This is a genomic window from Mesorhizobium sp. M0195 (assembly GCF_040322115.1).
Classification (GTDB): Bacteria; Pseudomonadota; Alphaproteobacteria; order Rhizobiales; family Rhizobiaceae; genus Mesorhizobium.
Map to the genome: position 1 here is coordinate 656,911 of NZ_JAMYSV010000001.1, position 17,983 is coordinate 674,893.

At 63.9% G+C, this 17,983-nt stretch carries 19 protein-coding genes; 16 read left to right on the top strand and 3 right to left on the bottom strand.

What is annotated here, in order from left to right:
* The first annotated feature begins 146 nt into the window (after positions 1–146).
* Positions 147–1,343 (top strand): GGDEF domain-containing protein, encoded by a 1,197-nt coding sequence (locus NKJ12_RS03320; RefSeq protein WP_352701255.1) that lies wholly within the window; start codon positions 147–149, stop codon positions 1,341–1,343.
* A 76-nt stretch (positions 1,344–1,419) separates the two neighbouring features.
* Positions 1,420–2,640 (top strand): GGDEF domain-containing protein, encoded by a 1,221-nt coding sequence (locus NKJ12_RS03325; protein WP_352701256.1) that lies wholly within the window; start codon positions 1,420–1,422, stop codon positions 2,638–2,640.
* Here NKJ12_RS03325 and NKJ12_RS03330 read toward each other — a convergent pair.
* The gene (locus NKJ12_RS03330) at positions 2,624–2,983 is read right to left on the bottom strand and encodes a hypothetical protein (protein ID WP_352479642.1); all 360 of its coding nucleotides are present in this window, start codon (positions 2,981–2,983) and stop codon (positions 2,624–2,626) included. The two genes, NKJ12_RS03325 and NKJ12_RS03330, sit on opposite strands and share 17 nt — an antisense overlap.
* A 231-nt stretch (positions 2,984–3,214) precedes the next feature.
* On the opposite strand from NKJ12_RS03330, the gene NKJ12_RS03335 reads away from it, so the two are divergent.
* From NKJ12_RS03335 to NKJ12_RS03365, 7 genes are all read left to right on the top strand, one after another.
* Positions 3,215–3,595 (top strand): hypothetical protein, encoded by a 381-nt coding sequence (locus NKJ12_RS03335; protein ID WP_352701258.1) that lies wholly within the window; start codon positions 3,215–3,217, stop codon positions 3,593–3,595.
* A 243-nt stretch (positions 3,596–3,838) separates the two neighbouring features.
* On the top strand, positions 3,839–4,264 hold the full coding sequence (gene sdhC, locus NKJ12_RS03340) for a succinate dehydrogenase, cytochrome b556 subunit (RefSeq protein ID WP_352479640.1): 426 nt from the start codon (positions 3,839–3,841) through the stop codon (positions 4,262–4,264).
* Entirely contained in the window at positions 4,261–4,656 is a 396-nt protein-coding gene (sdhD, locus tag NKJ12_RS03345; protein WP_352701259.1) for a succinate dehydrogenase, hydrophobic membrane anchor protein, read from the top strand. Before sdhC ends, sdhD begins: the two co-directional genes overlap by 4 nt.
* Positions 4,657–4,659: 3 nt before the next feature.
* Positions 4,660–6,498, top strand: coding sequence for a succinate dehydrogenase flavoprotein subunit (sdhA, locus tag NKJ12_RS03350; protein ID WP_352701260.1), 1,839 nt, complete (start codon positions 4,660–4,662; stop codon positions 6,496–6,498).
* Positions 6,499–6,500: 2 nt separating this feature from the next.
* Positions 6,501–6,938: a DUF3052 family protein gene (locus NKJ12_RS03355; RefSeq protein ID WP_352701418.1), complete on the top strand. Its 438-nt coding sequence runs from the start codon at positions 6,501–6,503 to the stop codon at positions 6,936–6,938.
* A complete protein-coding gene (locus NKJ12_RS03360; RefSeq protein ID WP_352701261.1) occupies positions 6,938–7,717 on the top strand; it encodes a succinate dehydrogenase iron-sulfur subunit in 780 nt (259 codons plus the stop codon). The genes NKJ12_RS03355 and NKJ12_RS03360 overlap by 1 nt, the downstream gene beginning before the upstream one ends.
* A gap of 240 nt (positions 7,718–7,957) precedes the next feature.
* On the top strand, positions 7,958–8,599 hold the full coding sequence (locus tag NKJ12_RS03365) for a YceH family protein (protein WP_352701262.1): 642 nt from the start codon (positions 7,958–7,960) through the stop codon (positions 8,597–8,599).
* 210 nt (positions 8,600–8,809) lie between these two features.
* Here NKJ12_RS03365 and NKJ12_RS03370 read toward each other — a convergent pair whose 3' ends face one another.
* Complete coding sequence (locus tag NKJ12_RS03370; protein WP_254817821.1) at positions 8,810–9,235, bottom strand: OsmC family protein; 426 nt, start codon at positions 9,233–9,235, stop codon at positions 8,810–8,812.
* Between the two features lie 221 nt (positions 9,236–9,456).
* Here NKJ12_RS03370 and NKJ12_RS03375 point away from each other — a divergent pair, with 221 nt between their 5' ends.
* From NKJ12_RS03375 to NKJ12_RS03385, 3 genes are all read left to right on the top strand, one after another.
* Entirely contained in the window at positions 9,457–9,675 is a 219-nt protein-coding gene (locus NKJ12_RS03375; RefSeq protein WP_352701263.1) for a hypothetical protein, read from the top strand.
* A 2-nt stretch (positions 9,676–9,677) separates the two neighbouring features.
* A complete protein-coding gene (locus NKJ12_RS03380) occupies positions 9,678–10,034 on the top strand; it encodes a YciI family protein (RefSeq protein ID WP_352479974.1) in 357 nt (118 codons plus the stop codon).
* Between the two features lie 143 nt (positions 10,035–10,177).
* Entirely contained in the window at positions 10,178–10,705 is a 528-nt protein-coding gene (locus tag NKJ12_RS03385; protein WP_352479975.1) for a hypothetical protein, read from the top strand.
* Positions 10,706–10,738: 33 nt separating this feature from the next.
* On the opposite strand, the gene NKJ12_RS03390 is transcribed toward NKJ12_RS03385, so the two are convergent.
* Entirely contained in the window at positions 10,739–11,983 is a 1,245-nt protein-coding gene (locus NKJ12_RS03390; protein WP_352701420.1) for a ubiquinone biosynthesis hydroxylase, read from the bottom strand.
* Positions 11,984–12,083: 100 nt separating this feature from the next.
* Between NKJ12_RS03390 and tesB the strand changes: the two genes are divergently transcribed.
* The 4 genes from tesB to NKJ12_RS03410 all read left to right on the top strand — a co-directional run bounded on the left by tesB (position 12,084) and on the right by NKJ12_RS03410 (position 17,876).
* Entirely contained in the window at positions 12,084–12,959 is an 876-nt protein-coding gene (gene tesB, locus NKJ12_RS03395; RefSeq protein ID WP_352479976.1) for an acyl-CoA thioesterase II, read from the top strand.
* 220 nt (positions 12,960–13,179) lie between these two features.
* Complete coding sequence (locus NKJ12_RS03400; RefSeq protein WP_254817816.1) at positions 13,180–13,518, top strand: P-II family nitrogen regulator; 339 nt, start codon at positions 13,180–13,182, stop codon at positions 13,516–13,518.
* Positions 13,519–13,567: 49 nt separating this feature from the next.
* Positions 13,568–14,890: an ammonium transporter gene (locus NKJ12_RS03405; RefSeq protein ID WP_352701421.1), complete on the top strand. Its 1,323-nt coding sequence runs from the start codon at positions 13,568–13,570 to the stop codon at positions 14,888–14,890.
* A 340-nt stretch (positions 14,891–15,230) separates the two neighbouring features.
* Complete coding sequence (locus NKJ12_RS03410) at positions 15,231–17,876, top strand: FtsK/SpoIIIE family DNA translocase (protein WP_352701264.1); 2,646 nt, start codon at positions 15,231–15,233, stop codon at positions 17,874–17,876.
* The last annotated feature ends 107 nt before the right edge of the window (positions 17,877–17,983 follow it).

Below are 17,983 nucleotides of genomic sequence, written 5' to 3' on the forward strand. Positions count from 1 at the left end.
GTTGCCGTCGTGAAACGCCGCTCGCCGTTCGCGGTTCCGCCCAGCGGCTGCGTCGACGCACCTGTCGTATATTCGCTTTCGCTTAACCGCTTGTTTGGGCTTCCGCTCTAACGTCTCCTGAGGGAAGCGAGGGGAAATTACAGCGCTTGGACACCGGCCTGCTCATAGCGCTGCTCAATCCAGGCATCGCCCTCACACTCGGCACTGCATTTCTCGTGCTGTGGTTCTATCAGCGTCACCGTCCCTATCTGGCCGTGCTGGCGGCGGGCTACTCGGCCTCGGCCGCAGGCTTCCTGCTCCAGTATTTCACGCTGCCTGTCGGTATGGCGCCCACCAAGCTCATCTCGATCCTGTGCTTCACCTTTGCCACTTGCTGTCTCGCCGGCGCGGTCATTGCGCGCTATGGGCGGCGCGTGCCTTACACGGCGGTCGGCATTCTGGCCTGCGGCGGACTGGCCGCGTTCTCGTGGTTTCTTTTTGCCCGGCCGGATCTCACCTGGCGCATCCTTGCCATCAATTTCAGCTTCGGCGGCATCAGCCTGGTTGTTGCCGCCGAGTTGCGCGCGGTGCGCAACAACGGCCCGACAGAAATGGTCCTGTTCGTGCTGTCGCTGCTTTCCGGCATGAACTTCCTGGCGCGGACCCTTGCCGTCGTCATCGCGCATGGGCCGTTCACCAGCTATGAAGGGCTTTACACCTCGTCCTATTGGACGACGGCCCTGCTGTCGCATGCATTGCTGTCGCTGCTTATTGCACTTTGCCTGTTCGGCGCCGCCGCGCTCGATGTGATGAAGGCCCTGAAGACCGAAACCCTGACAGACCCGCTGTCGGGCCTGCTCAACCGCCGCGGCTTCGAGGAGCGCGCCACGCTGGTGCTGCAGCACTGTGCCACGGCCCGATTGCCGGTTACGCTGGTGCTGGCCGATCTCGATCATTTCAAGGCACTCAACGATCAGCATGGCCACGCGGCCGGGGATCGCGTCATCGTTGATTTCGCCGCCAAGCTTCTGTCGGCTGCAGGTACGCGCGGCGTTGCCGGCCGCATCGGCGGCGAAGAGTTCGCCGTGCTGTTGCCGCTCAGCGACCTTGGCGCGGCAAGACTGTATGCCGAAACCGTTCGCACGCTCTATTCGGCGGGCCGAATCGACGGGCTTCCGCCCGAGACAAGAGTGACCGCGAGCTTCGGCGTGGCCGCCCACACCAGCGACGAAGGGCTGGACCCGCTGATGCGCCGCGCCGACGAAGCGCTCTACAAAGCCAAGAGGAATGGCCGCGACAGCGTGTGCCTGTCCTATCAGCGGCCTGAAACGGTCGTCCTTCCCAATCGGACCAGTGCTGGCTGAGCATCAGCGGCGGCTTCGAATTAACGTCTTTTTCGCGCGTTGGTGATCTGCTGTTCGGGGGGAGTGCCAAAACGCCATGGGCAGCGCCAATTTCATCCTGCTGATCAACCTGTTCGTTGCCGGGCTGCTGGCGGCGGCCTTCATGACGATCGCGGTCTATGACGCCGGCCGGGTGTCGGCGCGCTGGCTGGCGTTCGGCTATGTGCTCGGCATGGCTTATTTCGCGATCGAGTTCAGCATTCCTGCCTTCGACAATGCGCGCCCCGTAGTTGTTACCGCCTTTGCCGCTTTCCTTGCCGCTACCGTCGCCTTCAATGGCGGGCTTGCCCATAAATACCGCGTTTCGCCGCCTTGGGCGCCGATGCTGTTCTTCCTGGTCTTCGCCACCCTCGCGGTCTACTTCGTCCAGGACCTGCCACGCCAATCCTTTGTGCGAATGGCGGCCTACCAGCTTCCCTATGCGGCCATGCAATTCACCGGGCTGGCGATCGTCTTGTCGTCCCGGCAAAGACGCGAGCGGCTCGACTATATGCTGATGGCTGTCCTGGCGGCCAGCACCTTGCAATTCGCCAGCAAACCCTTCATCGCCCATGCGCTTGGGGGCTGGGGTGCCAACCCGCAATCTTATGCGCAGACCAGCTATGCGTTGGTGTCGCAGTCTGTCGGCACCGTGTTCGGCCTGGCGCTGGCGCTGGTGACATTGGCTATCCTGGTCCGCGACGTGCTCGCCGAGGCGACGTCGAAATCGGAAACCGACACGCTTTCGCGGCTGCTCAACCGTGGCGGCTTCGAGCGCCATGCCGAGATCGCACTGCGTGACGCCATGCGGCGCGCCGTTCCAGCGGCACTGGTCATTGCCGATCTCGACCATTTCAAGCGCATCAACGATACTTACGGTCACGCGTCGGGCGATCGGGTCATCGAGGCCTTTGCCGGTTTTCTCCGCGATGCCGCGGCCGACCATCATGTCGCCGGACGCATCGGCGGCGAGGAATTCGCTATTTTCCTGCCGGGGACCAATCTAGCCGCCGCCCGGCTCTTTGCCGAGGGCACGCGCAGCGCCTTCGGTGCCACGCCGATCGACTGCCTGCCCGCGAATCACCGCTGCAGCGCCAGCTTCGGCGTTGCCGAGCTTGGTCCGGGCGAAAGCTTTTCCGACCTGCTGCGGCGCGCCGATAAAGCGCTCTATCAGGCGAAGGGCAGTGGTCGCGATTGCGTGCGTGTCTCTGTGGGGCCGGCCGTTGCCCTGCCGGCGCCGTCAACCAAGGGCGGCGTGGCCGTCAGCGGCAGGGGCTGAGCTCCGGCATTTCGCCGTCGGAGAGGCCGTACATATAGCTGCGGCCCTTGACGAAAACCGGCGGCCTGTAGCAGTCGCCGCCGCGGACATCGTCCGATTCGTTTTCGTAGATCACGTTGGGCTGGCCGGCGCCGGTGTAGTCGGACAATTCCTTGGCCAGCTTGCCTTCGCCGACGAGGATACGCTTGTAGCCGGCGGCGCTTTCGATGACCAGATTGCCGAAGGAATCGGCATAGACGCGGTCATGATGGCGCGCCCCGGCGAATGCCGGTGCGACGACGCCGACGGCGAGCGCCGCCAATAGGAACCAGGGAAGGCGCGATCCTGCTGAATTCGAATGCATGGCGTGCTGCTCCATTGCTGAGAGGCAAGCCTCCTCGAATCAGAAATTAACCTTTTATTAACCTTTGTTAAGAGGGCAACCGCAGTCGGGGCCAGGTCCTGGAAAATATGGTTAATACCCGATCGCCCACCGGCCATCATTCGGCCATGCCTTGTTCCCACCATCGCCGGCATCGGGCGCGACTCAAAAAGCATGAAAATCCGGGGGGCTCGATGCGCGGGGGAAAGCAGCATGAGATTACACCGCAGGTTTCGGGTGGCGCTGGCCATTCCGCCGTTACTGGCGGCCGCCGCCTGCGCGCCGCAGACTAGGGCGCCCAAGCTTAGCAATACGGCCGCCGCTTCCGTGTCGCTTGCTCCCGCCGCCAGCGAACCGACGGCACCGCAGCCGCGCATTGCTACTTACAACTGCGCCGATGGTAGCGTGATGACCATCGAGAACCTGGGCACGTCGGTGCGCGTGCTCGGCCAGGACGGCACCAGTGCCGAGCTGCCGGCCTCACCGGCCAATCAGACCAGCCGTTACGGCGAGGCGCATGACGCAATCGTGATCGACGGGCGTGACGCGCTGGTGATGAAGGGCGGTGCCTCACCGCTGGCCTGCAAGCGCTGATCCGCCCCCTTGTGGCAGCCATATTTTGCAGTGCAGCGACATTGTGCCGGCTCAAGGCGATAGTCCTAATCGATTGAAGCTGAAAATGCCGCTTTCATCAGACTAAATTACGTTTTCGAAACGGTTTTCCGGCTTTGACGCGGTGCAAAAAGAGCATTAGAAACCGGCTGTCCGAAGTCGCAACCGGAAGCGGCAATGCCGCATTCCCACCTGAGGCTCCAGAGACGCCGAACTGGGGGAGCCATGAGCAAATCACCAGCCACCCGCGAATTTGCCAGACGTGAACGGCCGCTTTCGCCGCACCTGACCGTCTATCGGCCGCCGATCACCATGACGATGTCGATCGTCCACCGCATCACCGGCGGGGCGCTCTATTTCGGCACGCTGCTGGTCGCGCTGTGGCTGATGGCGGCGGCGAGTTCGGAGGCGACCTTCAATGCCGTCAACTGGGCCTTCGGCTCGTGGCTGGGACGGCTGGTGCTGTTCGGCTACAGCTGGGCGCTGATGCACCACATGCTGGGCGGTGTGCGCCATCTGATCTGGGACACTGGGGCAGGGCTGGAAAAGCATACGGCGTCGAGGATCGCCTGGGCGACGCTGGCCGGCTCGGTCACGCTGACGCTGCTGATCTGGATCGCCGGCTACATGGCGCGGGGGAGCCTGACATGAGCGGCAAAAACACCGACATGCGTACGCCGCTGGCCAAGGTCCGCGGCCTCGGTTCCGCCCGCGAGGGCACCGGCCATTTCTGGCGCCAGCGGCTGACGGCGATCTCCAACATCCCGCTGGTCCTGTTCTTCGTCGGTTTCCTGATTGCACTCAACGGTGCCAGCTATATCGAGGTGCGCGCCGCACTTGCCGATCCATTCGTGGCACTGGTGCTGGCGCTGGTGCTGCTGTCGGTGCTCTACCACATGCGGCTCGGCATGCAGGCAATCATCGAAGACTATGTGCATGGCGAAGGCGCCAGGCTGGCGCTGCTCGCCCTCAACACATTCTTTCCCGTAGTCGTCGGCGTCGCTTCGGTCTTCGCCCTGCTTAAACTGGCATTTGGAGGCTGAGTTTTGGCCAAGGACGCGAAGAACGCCAACACGGCTTCCGCCTATAGCTATGTCGACCATAAATTCGACGTCGTGGTCGTCGGCGCCGGCGGCGCCGGCCTGCGAGCCACGCTCGGCATGGCCGAGCAGGGCCTGCGCACCGCCTGCATCACCAAGGTGTTCCCGACGCGCTCGCATACGGTTGCGGCGCAGGGCGGCATTGCCGCCTCGCTGGCCAATATGGGTCCCGACAACTGGCAGTGGCATCTCTTCGACACCGTCAAAGGCTCGGATTGGCTGGGCGACACCGACGCGCAGGAATACATGGTGCGCGAAGCGCCGGCGGCGGTCTACGAGCTCGAGCATTACGGCGTCCCCTTCAGCCGAACCGAGGACGGGAAAATCTACCAGCGGCCGTTCGGCGGCATGATGATGAATTTCGGCGAGGGGCCGCCGGTGCAGCGCACCTGCGCGGCCGCCGACCGCACCGGCCACGCCATGCTGCACACGCTCTACGGCCAGTCGCTGAAGCACAATGCGCAGTTCTTCATCGAGTATTTCGCGCTCGACCTGATCATGGAGCCGGACGGCACCTGCACCGGCGTCGTCGCCTGGAACCTCGACGACGGCACCATCCACCGCTTTTCGGCGAAAATGGTGGTGCTGGCGACCGGCGGCTATGGTCGCGCCTATTTCTCGGCCACCTCCGCGCATACCTGCACCGGCGATGGCGGCGGCATGGCCGCACGCGCAGGGCTGCCGCTGCAGGACATGGAGTTCGTGCAGTTCCACCCGACCGGCATCTACGGCGCCGGCTGCCTGATCACCGAGGGCGCGCGCGGCGAGGGCGGCTATCTCGTCAATTCCGAGGGCGAGCGCTTCATGGAACGCTACGCGCCGTCAGCCAAGGATCTGGCTTCGCGCGACGTGGTCTCGCGCTGTATGACGCTGGAGATCAGGGAGGGCCGCGGCGTCGGCCCGAAGAAGGATCATATCTTCCTGCATCTCGACCATCTCGACCCGGCCGTTCTGCACGAGAGGCTCCCGGGTATTTCGGAATCGGCAAAGATCTTTGCCGGCGTCGACCTGACCAAGGAGCCGATCCCGGTGCTGCCGACGGTCCATTACAATATGGGTGGCGTGCCGACCAATTACTGGGGTGAGGTGCTGAACCCGACGGCGTCGAATCCGGACCAGGTGTCGCCCGGGCTGATGGCGGTCGGCGAAGCCGGCTGCGCCTCGGTGCACGGCGCCAACCGGCTGGGCTCGAACTCGCTGATCGATCTGGTGGTGTTCGGCCGTGCGGCGGCGATCCGGGCCGGCCAGGTGATCGACCGGACATCGGCGATCCCTCCGCCCAACGAGGCCGCCGTCGAAAAGATCATGGACCGCTTCGACCGGCTGCGTCACGCCAACGGCTCGACGCCGACAGCGGTTTTGCGCGAAAAGATGCAGAAGGCGATGCAGGAGGACGCGGCGGTGTTCCGCACCCAGGAATCGCTGGAAAGCGGCTGCAGGCGCATTTCGCAGCTTTGGGGCGAGCTCAAGGAAGTCAAGGTGTTTGACCGCTCGATGATCTGGAACTCCGACCTGGTCGAGACGCTGGAGCTGGAAAATCTGATGGCCAACGCCATCACCACCGTCTACGGCGCCGAGGCGCGCAAGGAAAGCCGCGGCGCGCACGCGCGGGAGGACTTTTCGGCCCGCGACGACGCCAACTGGCGCAAGCACACGCTGGCCCGGCTCAACGAGGCCGGCGAGGTGGCGCTCAGCTACCGGCCGGTGCACACCGAGACGCTGCTCAAGGAGGCAGACGGCGGCATCAATCCGGCCAAGATTGCGCCGAAGGCGAGAGTGTATTGACGATGGCGCTGGCGGTTGCGGGATATTCCGGCATGCCCCTTCCAGCCAAGCTCGGCCTGAAGGACGGGATGATTGCCGCCTTCGTCGCCTTGCCGGCCGAGCTGGACGACCTTGCCGAAGCCGTGGACTTTGCCGAGCTCGACCGGCTGGCTGACTGGTCGGCGATTTCGGGCGTTCATGAGAAATATGATGCCGTACACGCTTTCACCCGGCAGCGTGTCGAGATCGAGGACCGTCTTGGCGACATCGAAGCAGCGATCAAGCGGGACGGCATGGTCTGGGTCTCTTGGCCAAAAAAGGCATCGAAAGTGCCGACCGACGTCACCGAGGACGTTATCCGCACAGAGGCGCTGAAGCTCGACCTCGTCGACGTCAAGGTCGCCGCCGTGAACGAGATCTGGTCCGGGCTGAAGCTCGTCATCCGAAAGGACCTGAGGTAATGGTCGAACTGACGCTTCCGAAAAACTCGAAGATCATGGCCGGAAAAACCTGGCCGAAGCCGGAGGGTGCCACCAATCTGCGCGAATACCGCATCTACCGCTGGTCGCCGGACGATGACGAGAACCCGCGCATGGATACGTATTTCGTCGACATGGACGATTGCGGGCCGATGGTGCTCGACGCGCTGCTCTGGATCAAGAACAAGATCGACCCGACGCTGACCTTGCGCCGCTCCTGCCGCGAAGGCATTTGCGGCTCCTGCGCCATGAACATCGATGGGTCGAACACGCTGGCCTGCACCAAGGGCTGCGACGACATTGCCGGCGCGATCAAGGTCTATCCGCTGCCGCACATGCAAGTGGTCAAGGACCTGGTGCCCGACCTCACCAATTTCTACGCCCAGCATGCCTCGATCGAGCCGTGGTTGAAGACGGTGTCGCCCGAGCCGGCCAAGGAATGGCTGCAGAGCCATGAGGACCGCGAAAAGCTCGACGGGCTCTACGAGTGCATATTGTGCGCCTGCTGCTCGACCTCCTGCCCGAGCTACTGGTGGAACGGCGATCGCTATCTCGGCCCGGCGACGCTTCTGCAGGCCTATCGCTGGCTGATCGATTCCAGGGACGAGGCGACGGGCGAGCGGCTCGACAATCTCGAAGACCCGTTCCGGCTCTATCGCTGCCACACCATCATGAACTGCGCCCAGACCTGCCCCAAGGGGCTCAACCCGGCCAAGGCGATCGCCGAGATCAAGAAGATGATGGTGGAGCGACGGGTATAAGGGGGCTGGCGGCTTTGCCGATCGTGTTGTCCGTAGCGATCCTTCGCGCCCCCCTCTGTCCTGCCGGACATCTCCCCCGCAAGGGGGGAGATTGGCCGTCATCTTGGCTTTCGCTAATCTCCACCATTGCAAGAATGGACGCACAGCGTTGAAGCTGCCGATCTCCCCCCTTGCGGGGGAGATGTCCGGCAGGACAGAGGGGGGTGCTGTCCCTCCGGCCTCAGAAGGATAGCCGATCCAATGACCGACTCCGACCTTCCCATCCTCTCTCCCATCGAAGCGCGCGTCCTCGGCTGCCTGATCGAGAAGAAGGAACTGACGCCGGACGTCTATCCGCTGACGCTCAATGCAGCACATGCGGCGGCCAACCAGAAAACGGCGCGCGAGCCGCTAATGTCGGTCGAGGTTGGCGAAGTCAGACGGGCGCTTGGCCAGCTCGAGCAGAAGGGCCTCGTCAGGCAGGTGTTCGCGTCGCGCGTCGAGCGCTATGAGCATGTCGTGGCACAGCGCTTTTCCCTGACCTCGGCGCAGATCGCGCTGCTCGGCCTGTTGTTGCTGCGCGGCCCGCAGACGGCCTATGAATTGCTGGCGCGAAGCGAGCGCCTGGCGCGGCTGCCGTCGATCGACGAGCTTCGCGGCAATCTCGATCTGCTGATCGGCCGAAGGCCGCCGCTGGTGCAGCAGATCGATCGCGGCCCCGGCCAGCGCGAGGATCGCTATGTCCATCTGCTCAGCGGGCCGGTGCAGCTGTCGACTGCAGCAGCGCCCCTGCAATCGTCCTCGCCGGCCTCGGATATGGAGACGCGCGTGCAGGCCCTCGAGGAGGAGGTTGCGGCATTGCGCGCCCGCCTGGATGCGCTAACCGGCGAAGGCACTACATAGTCACTCGAATGTCGGCGGGACAGCGCCCCCCTCTGTCCTGCCGGACATCTCCCCCTCAAGGGGGGAGATTGCGCTGTCATCTCCACTTTCGCCAATCACCAAGGTTGAAGGACGAGAGCCGTCGCCAAAACTGCCAATCTCCCCCCTTGAGGGGGAGATGCCCGGCAGGGCAGAGGGGGCGCGAAGGATCGCCGACGTTCGTTTGGCGGCTCACCCGAGTCTGGCGTCGAGCGATACCTTGATGGCGCCGAGCGCCTTCGAGACCGGGCATCCGCCCTTGGCTTTTTCGGCTAGTTCCTGGAATTTGGCGGCATCGATGCCCGGTACCTTGCCGACCAGCGTGATCGCGCTGCCGGTGATGCCGGTGCCGGGGACCAGTGTCACCACGGCCTTGGCGTCGAGCTCGGTAGCCGGAGTGCCGTTCTCGGCAAGAAGATGCGCAAGTTGCATGGCAAAGCAGCCGGCATGGGCGGCGGCGATCAGCTCTTCCGGGTTGGTGCCGGATTTGCCGCTCTCGTCCTCGAAACGCATCTTGGCAGAATAGGGCGTGCCTTTCAGCGTCCCGCTCTGGGTATCGAGCGTGCCTTTGCCTTCCTTGAAACTGCCTTTCCAAACGGCGTTGGCGGTGCGGTCCATCAATTCCTCCTTGATTGTCGTGATTGAGCCCGTAGTCGGCGTCCGGTCGACTATAGCGCGCGCCGGAGCGAAGGCCACCCACGCTTTCGTATCGGCGGCAGCGTGACACATCATGTCGAGCGAAAAAAATTCGAAAAAAAACGCGTGCAAAAATGTCGACTTCCATCTGTCCCGGCCGTCCTGCGGGCGGCCATGGACTTGGTGGCCGGATGGAGGACCACATGAACAATCTGTTTTCTGCTCACCGGACAAGCACCGGCCACGGGGCCGGTGAACAACAAGCCGACTGGTCGCGCCTGCAGCCTTCCGGCTTCGGCCGACTGCTTGCGGCGATTGCCATCATCGGCATTACGGTGTCCTTTCTCGACTATGCAGCGGCCAAAGGCCCAGCTGACGTGTCCGTCGCCTCGCCCTACGGTCGAACCCAGGAATGGAGGTAAAGATGAGATACGTTTGCCTGGTCTATGGTGAAGAAAAAGATCTCTACGCAATGACGCCTGCGAGGCTGGCCAAGCTCGACGCCGATTCGCTGGCCTATGACAGGTCGGTGGCGCAAAGCGGCCGCCTGATCATCGCGCAGGCGCTGCAATCGGTGAAGACATCGAAGACCGTGCGCCGGCGCCAGGGCAAGCGGCTGGTCACTGACGGCCCCTTCGCCGAGACCAAGGAGCAGCTGCTCGGTTTCGTCATGATCGAGGCCGGGGATCTCGACGAGGCGCTGGAGATCGCCGGCGGAATCCCGCTGGCCGAAATCGGCACGATCGAGGTGCGGGCGATCTACAACGTGCCGGGGTCGTAGGGATGTCTCGATAAGATCCTTGGCAAAGTGATGGCGGCCGATGACTGGCGCAGGCTTTCGTTTTCTTCGATCGATGCAACTTTTGCGTGTTGAAGCGAAGCAATACTTCTTCTATCGTCGCCCGAGATTGGGGATCTTGGGGTATGCATATATTGATTGCTGCAATCGGCCTGCTGGGGGCAGCGGCGTTCTGGTGGTACCGGCTGAAGATCATGAACGACGCGGCGCGTGAGGTTGCCGACGTCGTTGGCCGCGTCCAAGGCAATATCCGCCGCAAGAAGCTGCGCAAGCAGGCGGCGCTCTCGCCGCTGACGGCGATCGACGATCCGGTCGTCGCCGCCGCGACGCTGATCACCGCGATTGTTTCCGAGCATGGTCCTGTGCTGCCGCAACGCGAAGCCGCCATTCGATCGGTGATCTCGGAGATCGCGGACAAAAAGCAGACCGATGAAGCCGTGATCTACGCCAAATGGGCGGCATCGCAAATCGACGACGCCACGGTCGTCATCGACAAGCTGGCACCGTTCCTGCGCGAACGGCTCGATGCAGCTGAAAGGAACGATCTGCTGCGAATGGTCAGCCGTGCGGCGGAAGCTGGTGGACAAAACCTGCCGATTCCCGACCAGCGCATGCTCCGGCTGCGCCAGAAGCTAGGCTTTGAGGTCAACTGACCGAACGCTAGTAAACGCGCGCGCTTGCCGGGCCTAGATCGCCTCGCCCTTCAACAGTTTCGGCGTGTCGCCGGACAGACCCGACGCCTGGCGGATGAAGAACCCCTTCAGCCGCGGCATGCGCTCGACAAGGCCGAGGCCGATGTCGCGCAAAGTGCGCAGCGGGCCGAAATCGTTGGAAAACAGCCGGTTCAGCACATCGGTGGTGATGCCCATCTGCACCGTGTCGAAACGCCGCCATTGCTGGTAGCGCTCAAGCACGTCCAGCGCGCCGATGTCCTGGCCGAGCCGGTCGGCCTCAACCACCACTTCGGCCAGCGCCGCCACGTCTTTGAAGCCGAGATTCAGACCCTGGCCGGCGATCGGGTGGATGCCGTGGGCGGCGTCGCCGGCCAAGGCGATGCGCGGCGCGACGAAGGCGCGCGCAATGATCAGCCCAAGCGGCCAGGCACGCGGCTTGTCGGCGATATGGATTTCGCCGAGTTTCAGGCCAAAGCGCTGCTCGAGCTCATATTCCAGGACCAGGGTGTCGCCACTGACCAGCTTGTCGGCATCCTGCGACCGTTCGACCCAGACGATCGACGAGCGGTTGGTGCCGTCCTTGCCCGGCTTGAGCGGCAGCGTGGCAAACGGGCCTGCGGGAAGGAAATGCTCTTCGGCGCGGCCGTTGTGCGGCCGCTCGTGCGCCACCGTGCAGACGATGCCGGACTGGCCATACTCCCATTTCACCGTCTTGATGCCGGCCATGTCGCGCAGCTTCGAATTGACGCCGTCGGCGGCAACCAGCAGCCGCGCCTTCAGCGTCGCGCCGTCGGCAAGATGCACGGTTATGCCGGCGCCGTTGATGTCGAAGGCGCTGACGGCGACGCCTTCGATGATGCCGATGCCGAGTTGTTCGGCGCGCCGGCGCAAGGCGCCGTTCAAATCCTTGTTGGCGACCATATGCGCGAAGGGTTCGCCGGGCGCGACCTCGCCATCGAAAGTGAGGAACACCGGGCGGACCGGATCGGATGTGCGCGAATCAGTGACGATCATTTCGGTGATCGCCTGCGCCTCCGGCGCGATCTCGTTCCAGACGCCGAGCTGGTCGAGCATGCGGCACGCGGCGGCGGCAATCGCCGAGGCGCGGCCGTCCTTCCGCCAGACCCCGGCGGGTGCTGCATCGACGACGGCAACGGCAAGGCTCGGCCGCGCCTGCTTCAGCGATACGGCGGCGGCCAGGCCGACATAGCCGGCGCCGGCGACAAGAACGTCGAGCGAATTCTTGCTGTCCACCATGGCAATTCCTTTCGCAGCCTGACCGTCGCCGGGCTTTCCGCCCTTGACTGCCCGCTGTTCCTGTCGGAAACCGCCATGGTAATTTTGCGGCGAGGTCAAGATGACGGCAGCCATGGACGAGCTTCTCGGCATTCTCGACCTCGAGCAGCTAGAACACAACCTGTATCGTGGTCGCAGCCCCAAGCTCGACTGGCAGCGCATCTTCGGCGGCCAGACCATCGCCCAGGCGCTGGTCGCCGCACAGCGAACGGTCGAGCCCGAGCGCCATGTGCACTCACTGCATGGCTATTTCATGCGGCCGGGCGACACCAAGGTGCCGATCATCTACGAGGTCGACCGCATCCGTGACGGCGGCTCCTTCACCACGCGCCGCGTCGTGGCGATCCAGCACGGCCAGGCGATCTTTTCGCTGGAAGCCTCGTTCCAGCAGGATGAAGTCGGCCTGGAACATCAGGTGCCGATGCCGCAGGACGTGCCGGCGCCCGACACGTTGCTGTCGCAACGCGAATTGCTGGGCAAGTTCGGCGAAGCGGTGCCCGAGGGCATCAAGCGCTATTGGGAGCGCGACCGGCCGATCGAGATGAAGCCGGTGATGCTGAAGCACTATACCAGCCGGGAAAAGCTCGAGCCGAAGCAGAACATCTGGATCCGCACCACCGGTCCGGTGCCGGCCGATCGCGCCACGCGGGCGGCTGTGCTCGCTTACCTCTCCGACATGACGCTGCTCGACACCTCGACCTTCGCCCATGGCCGCGCCATTTTCGATCGCGATATCCAGGCGGCGAGCCTCGACCACGCCATGTGGTTCCATCGCAGCCATCCACTCGACGACTGGATGCTGTACACGCAAGACAGCCCGTCGACGCAAGGATCACGCGGTTTTACCCGCGGCTCGCTGTTTGCCCGCGACGGCACGTTGATCGCCTCGGTTGCCCAAGAAGGACTCATCCGGCTGAAGCGACCGCCTGCGGAGTAGGCATTTTTCGAAATTTGCCTATTTTTTAATCATATGCACTGCCGCGACTGTGAACAGGCAGTCGGCAAACCTTCCCGATTTCGTTGTTTAACAACAGCTTAACACCCTGCTTCGGCAATTGGCACGGAGCTTGAATCCTAGCGGGCACTCTCCGGCTCTCATGGGGATCGGCGAAGTCGTGCAAAACGCGGGGACCCGCAACAGCAAAGGGTGAAACCTTATGAAGATCGTGATGGCAATCATAAAGCCGTTCAAGCTCGACGAGGTGCGCGAGGCGCTTACCGCAGTCGGCATCCAGGGCCTGACCGTCACCGAAGTAAAAGGCTACGGACGCCAGAAGGGGCACACGGAAATCTATCGCGGGGCGGAATACGCGGTCAGCTTCCTGCCGAAGATCAAGATCGAAGTCGCGGTCGCTGTCGACATGGTCGACAGGGCGGTCGAAGCCATCACCGCCGCGGCCAAGACCGGCCAGATCGGCGACGGCAAGATCTTCGTTTTCGGCATCGACCAGGCGGTGCGCATTCGCACCGGCGAAACAGACACCGACGCGCTTTGAGCCGCGGATACGTATTCCAATGGAGAGTTCAATGAATATTCCTTCCACCTTGAAGATAACGGGACGCGCGGCCGTTTTGGGCTCGCTCGCTCTCGCTGCACTGGGCACGGTTGCTGCGTTCGCGCAGGAAGCGGCACCGGCAGCACCGGCTGCCCCTGCGCCCGCGCTCGACACCGGCAACACCGCCTGGATGCTGACCTCGACGGCGCTGGTGCTGATGATGACCATACCGGGCCTGGCGCTGTTTTATGGCGGCATGGTGCGCAAGAAGAACGTGCTCGCCACGATCATGCAGAGCTTTGCCATCACCTGCCTGGTGACAGTGCTGTGGTTCATGTTCGGCTATTCGCTGGCCTTCTCGGATGGCGGCGGCATGAATGCCTATCTCGGCGGCTTCTCGAAGTTCTTCCACAACGGCATCACCACCTCGTCGCTGTGGCTGCCGGGCGTGGCGAACATCCCTGAGTTCGTCTTCTCGATGTTCCAGATGACCTTCGCCATCATCACGCCGGCGCTGATTGCCGGCGCCTTCGCCGAACGCATGAAGTTCTCGGCGCTGCTCATCTTCATGGGGGCGTGGCTGCTGGTGGTCTATGCCCCGATCGCGCACTGGGTGTGGGGCGGCGGCTTTCTCGGCACAGCCGGCGTTCTCGATTTCGCCGGCGGCACTGTCGTTCACATCAATGCCGGTGTTGCCGGCCTGGTCTGCGCGCTGGTTCTCGGCAAGCGTGAAGGCTACGGCACCACCAACATGGCGCCGCACAACCTCGTCTACTCCGTAATCGGTGCTTCGCTGCTGTGGGTCGGCTGGTTCGGCTTCAACGCCGGTTCGGAACTGGCCGCCGACGGCCTTGCCGGTGCCGCGATGCTGAACACCCAGGTTGCCGCTGCCGCTGCGGCGCTCGCCTGGATGTTCGCCGAATGGATCGTCGCCAAGAAGCCGAGCGTTCTCGGCATCATCTCGGGCGCCGTCGCTGGCCTCGTCGCGGTGACGCCGGCTTCCGGCTTCGTCAATCCGACCGGCGCCTTCATCGTCGGCATCGTCGCCGGCGTGCTGTGCTACGTCTCGGCCGTCAAGCTCAAGCACGCGTTCGGCTATGACGACTCGCTCGATGCATTCGGCGTGCACGGCATCGGCGGCATCATCGGTGCATTGCTGACCGGCGTGCTCGCGGATCCGGCGATCAACAGCCTCGGCTCGGGCGCCTCTGTCGGCAAGCAGCTCTACGGTATCGTCTTCACCATCCTGTGGACCGCGATCGCGAGCTTCGTGATCCTCTACATCGTCAAGGCGCTGGTCGGCCTGCGTCCTTCCATCCAGGAAGAGGTCGAAGGCCTCGACATCAGCCAGCACGGCGAAGTGGTGCCGTAAAGGCATTGGCCGGCATCGGCGTTTTGCCGGTGCCGGGAAGATCCCGTCGTGACGCTCCCGAAAGGACTCACGCCTTGAGGCCCGGAAACCTTCCGGGCCTCTTTTTTGCGCGCGGATGGCCGTGATGGCTCGATCGCGGTCGCTTGATCAAGGTGCTCGATCCGCCGGCGGCGTGAAACAGCGGCCGCGGCGGCTCCGAACTGTGGTGGCGGTCGCCCGTTCCGGTGACGCAGAATGCCCATGGTTAATGCGCCCTTAACCTTCCAGCCGCTAGTCTGACAGCCGAATCTGCCGTGTTGCGCGTCCGCGCCCGGCCGGGCAACGACAGACGAGGAAGAGCATGCGTTCAGGGGCTTCAGCACCGCTTGCGCTGGCCGATACGGGGCACGGCATCCGGGCGTTCGCAAGGCGCCAGGTCGGGCGGCTGGTCGGTGCCGGGCTGTTTGCTCTGGTTGGCTTCGGCGTCGCCGCCCTTGCCACCTGGAACGTCGCCGATCCGAGCTTTTCGCACGCCACCGATAATATCGTCACCAATGCAATGGGTTATGCGGGCGCCGTATTTTCCGACATCGCCATGCAGTTCTTCGGACTTGCGGCGGTTGCGGCGTTGGTGCCGGCGGTGATCTGGGGATTTCTGCTGTTTACCGCGCGCGGCGTCGACAGGCTGCCGAAACGGGCGCTCGCCTGGTTCGGGTTTTCGCTGCTTGGCGCAGCAATCGCCGGCTGCGTGGTGCCGCCCAAGACCTGGCCGCTGCCGACCGGCCTCGGCGGCGTATTCGGCGATATGGTGCTCAATATTCCGGGCCTCATCATCGGCGGCTATCCGACCGGCCTCGTCGCCAGCGTGCTCGCCGTGCTCCTGGCAGCGCCGGCGCTGTGGGTATTCTTGTATGGCTCGGCGCTGATTTCGCGCAAGAACGGCTTTGCCGTCCTCGAACAGCCTGCCGTGCCCGATCCGCAGGACGACCTGCTTTTCGACAATGACGAGGACGAGGGCGACGAAGGCATATTGGCGCTTGGCGCCATCACCCACTGGTGGCTGTCGCTGCGGGCCTATCTGCGCCGCCGCGCCGCGCGTCGGCGCGAGCGCGACGATTTCGAACCGGAGATGGAACCGCGCCCCAGCGCCTGGCGGCGGGCGGCCGAACGAGTCGAATCGGCCGAGTTCGCCGAGGCGCGGATGAGCCCGGGCGGGCGCGCCCGCGTCGAGCCGGAATTCTTCGCCGCCATGGTCAACGACCGCAGTGCCTCGATCGACCCCGACGATGCCGACGTCTTCGACAATGACGACATGGATTTCGCGCCCGAGCCGGCCGGCCAGCGCCGCGCCGCGCCGACGGCAAAGGTGCAGAACTTCCGCTCCGACGCGGCGACGCGCGTCGAGGCGCCGGCGCCGCGGCCGGCACCAGGCGCCCGCGTCCAGCGCGAGGCGCAGACGTCGCTGATCGGCTCGGAGAAATTCGAGATGCCGTCGCTGCATTTCCTGTCGGAACCGAAGAACGTGGTGCGCGACGCAAGCCTGTCCAAGGACGCGCTGGAGCAGAACGCCCGCCTGCTCGAGGGCGTGCTGGAGGATTTCGGCGTCAAGGGCGAAATCATCCATGTGCGTCCGGGTCCAGTCGTTACGCTCTACGAGCTGGAACCCGCGCCTGGCATCAAATCGTCGAGGGTCATCGGCCTGTCCGACGACATCGCCCGCTCGATGAGCGCCATCGCCTGCCGTGTCGCCGTGGTGCCCGGCCGCAACGCCATCGGCATCGAATTGCCGAACGCCAGGCGCGAGACCGTCTATTTGCGCGAGATCATGGCCAGCCGCGATTTCGAGACCACCAAGGCCAAGCTGGCGCTGGCGCTGGGCAAGACCATCAATGGCGAGGCGGTGATCGTCGACATCGCCAAAATGCCGCACGTGCTGGTCGCCGGCACCACCGGCTCGGGCAAGTCCGTCGCCATCAACACCATGATTCTGTCGCTGCTCTATCGGCTGACGCCGCAGGACTGCCGGCTGATCATGATCGATCCAAAGATGCTGGAGCTCTCGGTCTATGACGGCATCCCGCATCTTCTGACGCCGGTGGTCACCGATCCGAAGAAGGCGGTGGTGGCGCTGAAGTGGACCGTGCGCGAGATGGAGGACCGCTACCGCAAGATGTCGAAGGTGGGCGTGCGCAACATCGACGGCTTCAACGCGCGCGTGCAGCAGGCCGAGAAAAAGGGCGAAAGGATCTCCCGCACCGTGCAGACCGGCTTCGACCGCCAGACCGGCGAAGCGATCTACGAGACGGAGAACCTCGACCTCGAGCCGATGCCCTACATCGTCGTCATCATCGACGAGATGGCCGATTTGATGATGGTCGCCGGCAAGGACATTGAAGGCGCGGTGCAGCGCCTGGCGCAGATGGCGCGCGCCGCCGGCATCCATGTCATCATGGCGACGCAGCGGCCGTCGGTCGACGTCATCACCGGCACCATCAAGGCGAATTTCCCGACCCGTATCTCGTTCCAGGTGACATCGAAGATCGACAGCCGCACCATCCTGGGCGAGCAGGGCGCCGAACAGCTGCTCGGCATGGGCGATATGCTCTACATGGCCGGCGGCGGCCGCATCCAGCGCGTGCACGGTCCCTTCGTGTCCGACGACGAGGTGGAGAAGATCGTCGCGCATCTGAAGCTGCAGGGCGTGCCGGAATATCTCGACGCCATCACCGAGGACGACGACAAGGATGACGACGAGCCGACGGGCAAAGGCAGTGGCGGCGGCGACGGCGGTAATTTCGAGGATTCCGACGATCCCTACGACCAGGCGGTTGCGGTGGTGCTGCGCGACGGCAAGGCCTCGACCAGCTACATCCAGCGCCGGCTCGGCATCGGCTACAACCGCGCCGCCTCGATCATTGAGAGGATGGAGAAGGAAGGCATTGTCGGCCCGGCCAACCATGCCGGAAAACGCGAAATCCTGGTGCCGACGGAGGACGACAAGTTCTAGAGCGCATCCGCGCCGGCAACTTTGAACCTTTTGGCGCGTTGCAACGATGAGCGCCGTGCGGCCCGCCAAACTTAAGCCCAACTGGGGGGCCAGACCAATATAACGAG

What these genes read in the sequence shown, in the direction of transcription:
- NKJ12_RS03325 (WP_352701256.1), top strand. Translation starts at nt 1,420, where the DNA reads ATGGGCAGCGCCAATTTCATCCTGCTGATCAACCTGTTCGTTGCCGGG.
- NKJ12_RS03330 (WP_352479642.1), bottom strand. Translation starts at nt 2,983, where the DNA reads ATGCATTCGAATTCAGCAGGATCGCGCCTTCCCTGGTTCCTATTGGCG.
- NKJ12_RS03335 (WP_352701258.1), top strand. Translation starts at nt 3,215, where the DNA reads ATGAGATTACACCGCAGGTTTCGGGTGGCGCTGGCCATTCCGCCGTTA.
- sdhC (WP_352479640.1), top strand. Translation starts at nt 3,839, where the DNA reads ATGAGCAAATCACCAGCCACCCGCGAATTTGCCAGACGTGAACGGCCG.
- sdhD (WP_352701259.1), top strand. Translation starts at nt 4,261, where the DNA reads ATGAGCGGCAAAAACACCGACATGCGTACGCCGCTGGCCAAGGTCCGC.
- NKJ12_RS03355 (WP_352701418.1), top strand. Translation starts at nt 6,501, where the DNA reads ATGGCGCTGGCGGTTGCGGGATATTCCGGCATGCCCCTTCCAGCCAAG.
- NKJ12_RS03360 (WP_352701261.1), top strand. Translation starts at nt 6,938, where the DNA reads ATGGTCGAACTGACGCTTCCGAAAAACTCGAAGATCATGGCCGGAAAA.
- NKJ12_RS03365 (WP_352701262.1), top strand. Translation starts at nt 7,958, where the DNA reads ATGACCGACTCCGACCTTCCCATCCTCTCTCCCATCGAAGCGCGCGTC.
- NKJ12_RS03370 (WP_254817821.1), bottom strand. Translation starts at nt 9,235, where the DNA reads ATGGACCGCACCGCCAACGCCGTTTGGAAAGGCAGTTTCAAGGAAGGC.
- NKJ12_RS03375 (WP_352701263.1), top strand. Translation starts at nt 9,457, where the DNA reads ATGAACAATCTGTTTTCTGCTCACCGGACAAGCACCGGCCACGGGGCC.
- NKJ12_RS03380 (WP_352479974.1), top strand. Translation starts at nt 9,678, where the DNA reads ATGAGATACGTTTGCCTGGTCTATGGTGAAGAAAAAGATCTCTACGCA.
- NKJ12_RS03385 (WP_352479975.1), top strand. Translation starts at nt 10,178, where the DNA reads ATGCATATATTGATTGCTGCAATCGGCCTGCTGGGGGCAGCGGCGTTC.
- NKJ12_RS03390 (WP_352701420.1), bottom strand. Translation starts at nt 11,983, where the DNA reads ATGGTGGACAGCAAGAATTCGCTCGACGTTCTTGTCGCCGGCGCCGGC.
- tesB (WP_352479976.1), top strand. Translation starts at nt 12,084, where the DNA reads ATGACGGCAGCCATGGACGAGCTTCTCGGCATTCTCGACCTCGAGCAG.
- NKJ12_RS03400 (WP_254817816.1), top strand. Translation starts at nt 13,180, where the DNA reads ATGAAGATCGTGATGGCAATCATAAAGCCGTTCAAGCTCGACGAGGTG.
- NKJ12_RS03410 (WP_352701264.1), top strand. Translation starts at nt 15,231, where the DNA reads ATGCGTTCAGGGGCTTCAGCACCGCTTGCGCTGGCCGATACGGGGCAC.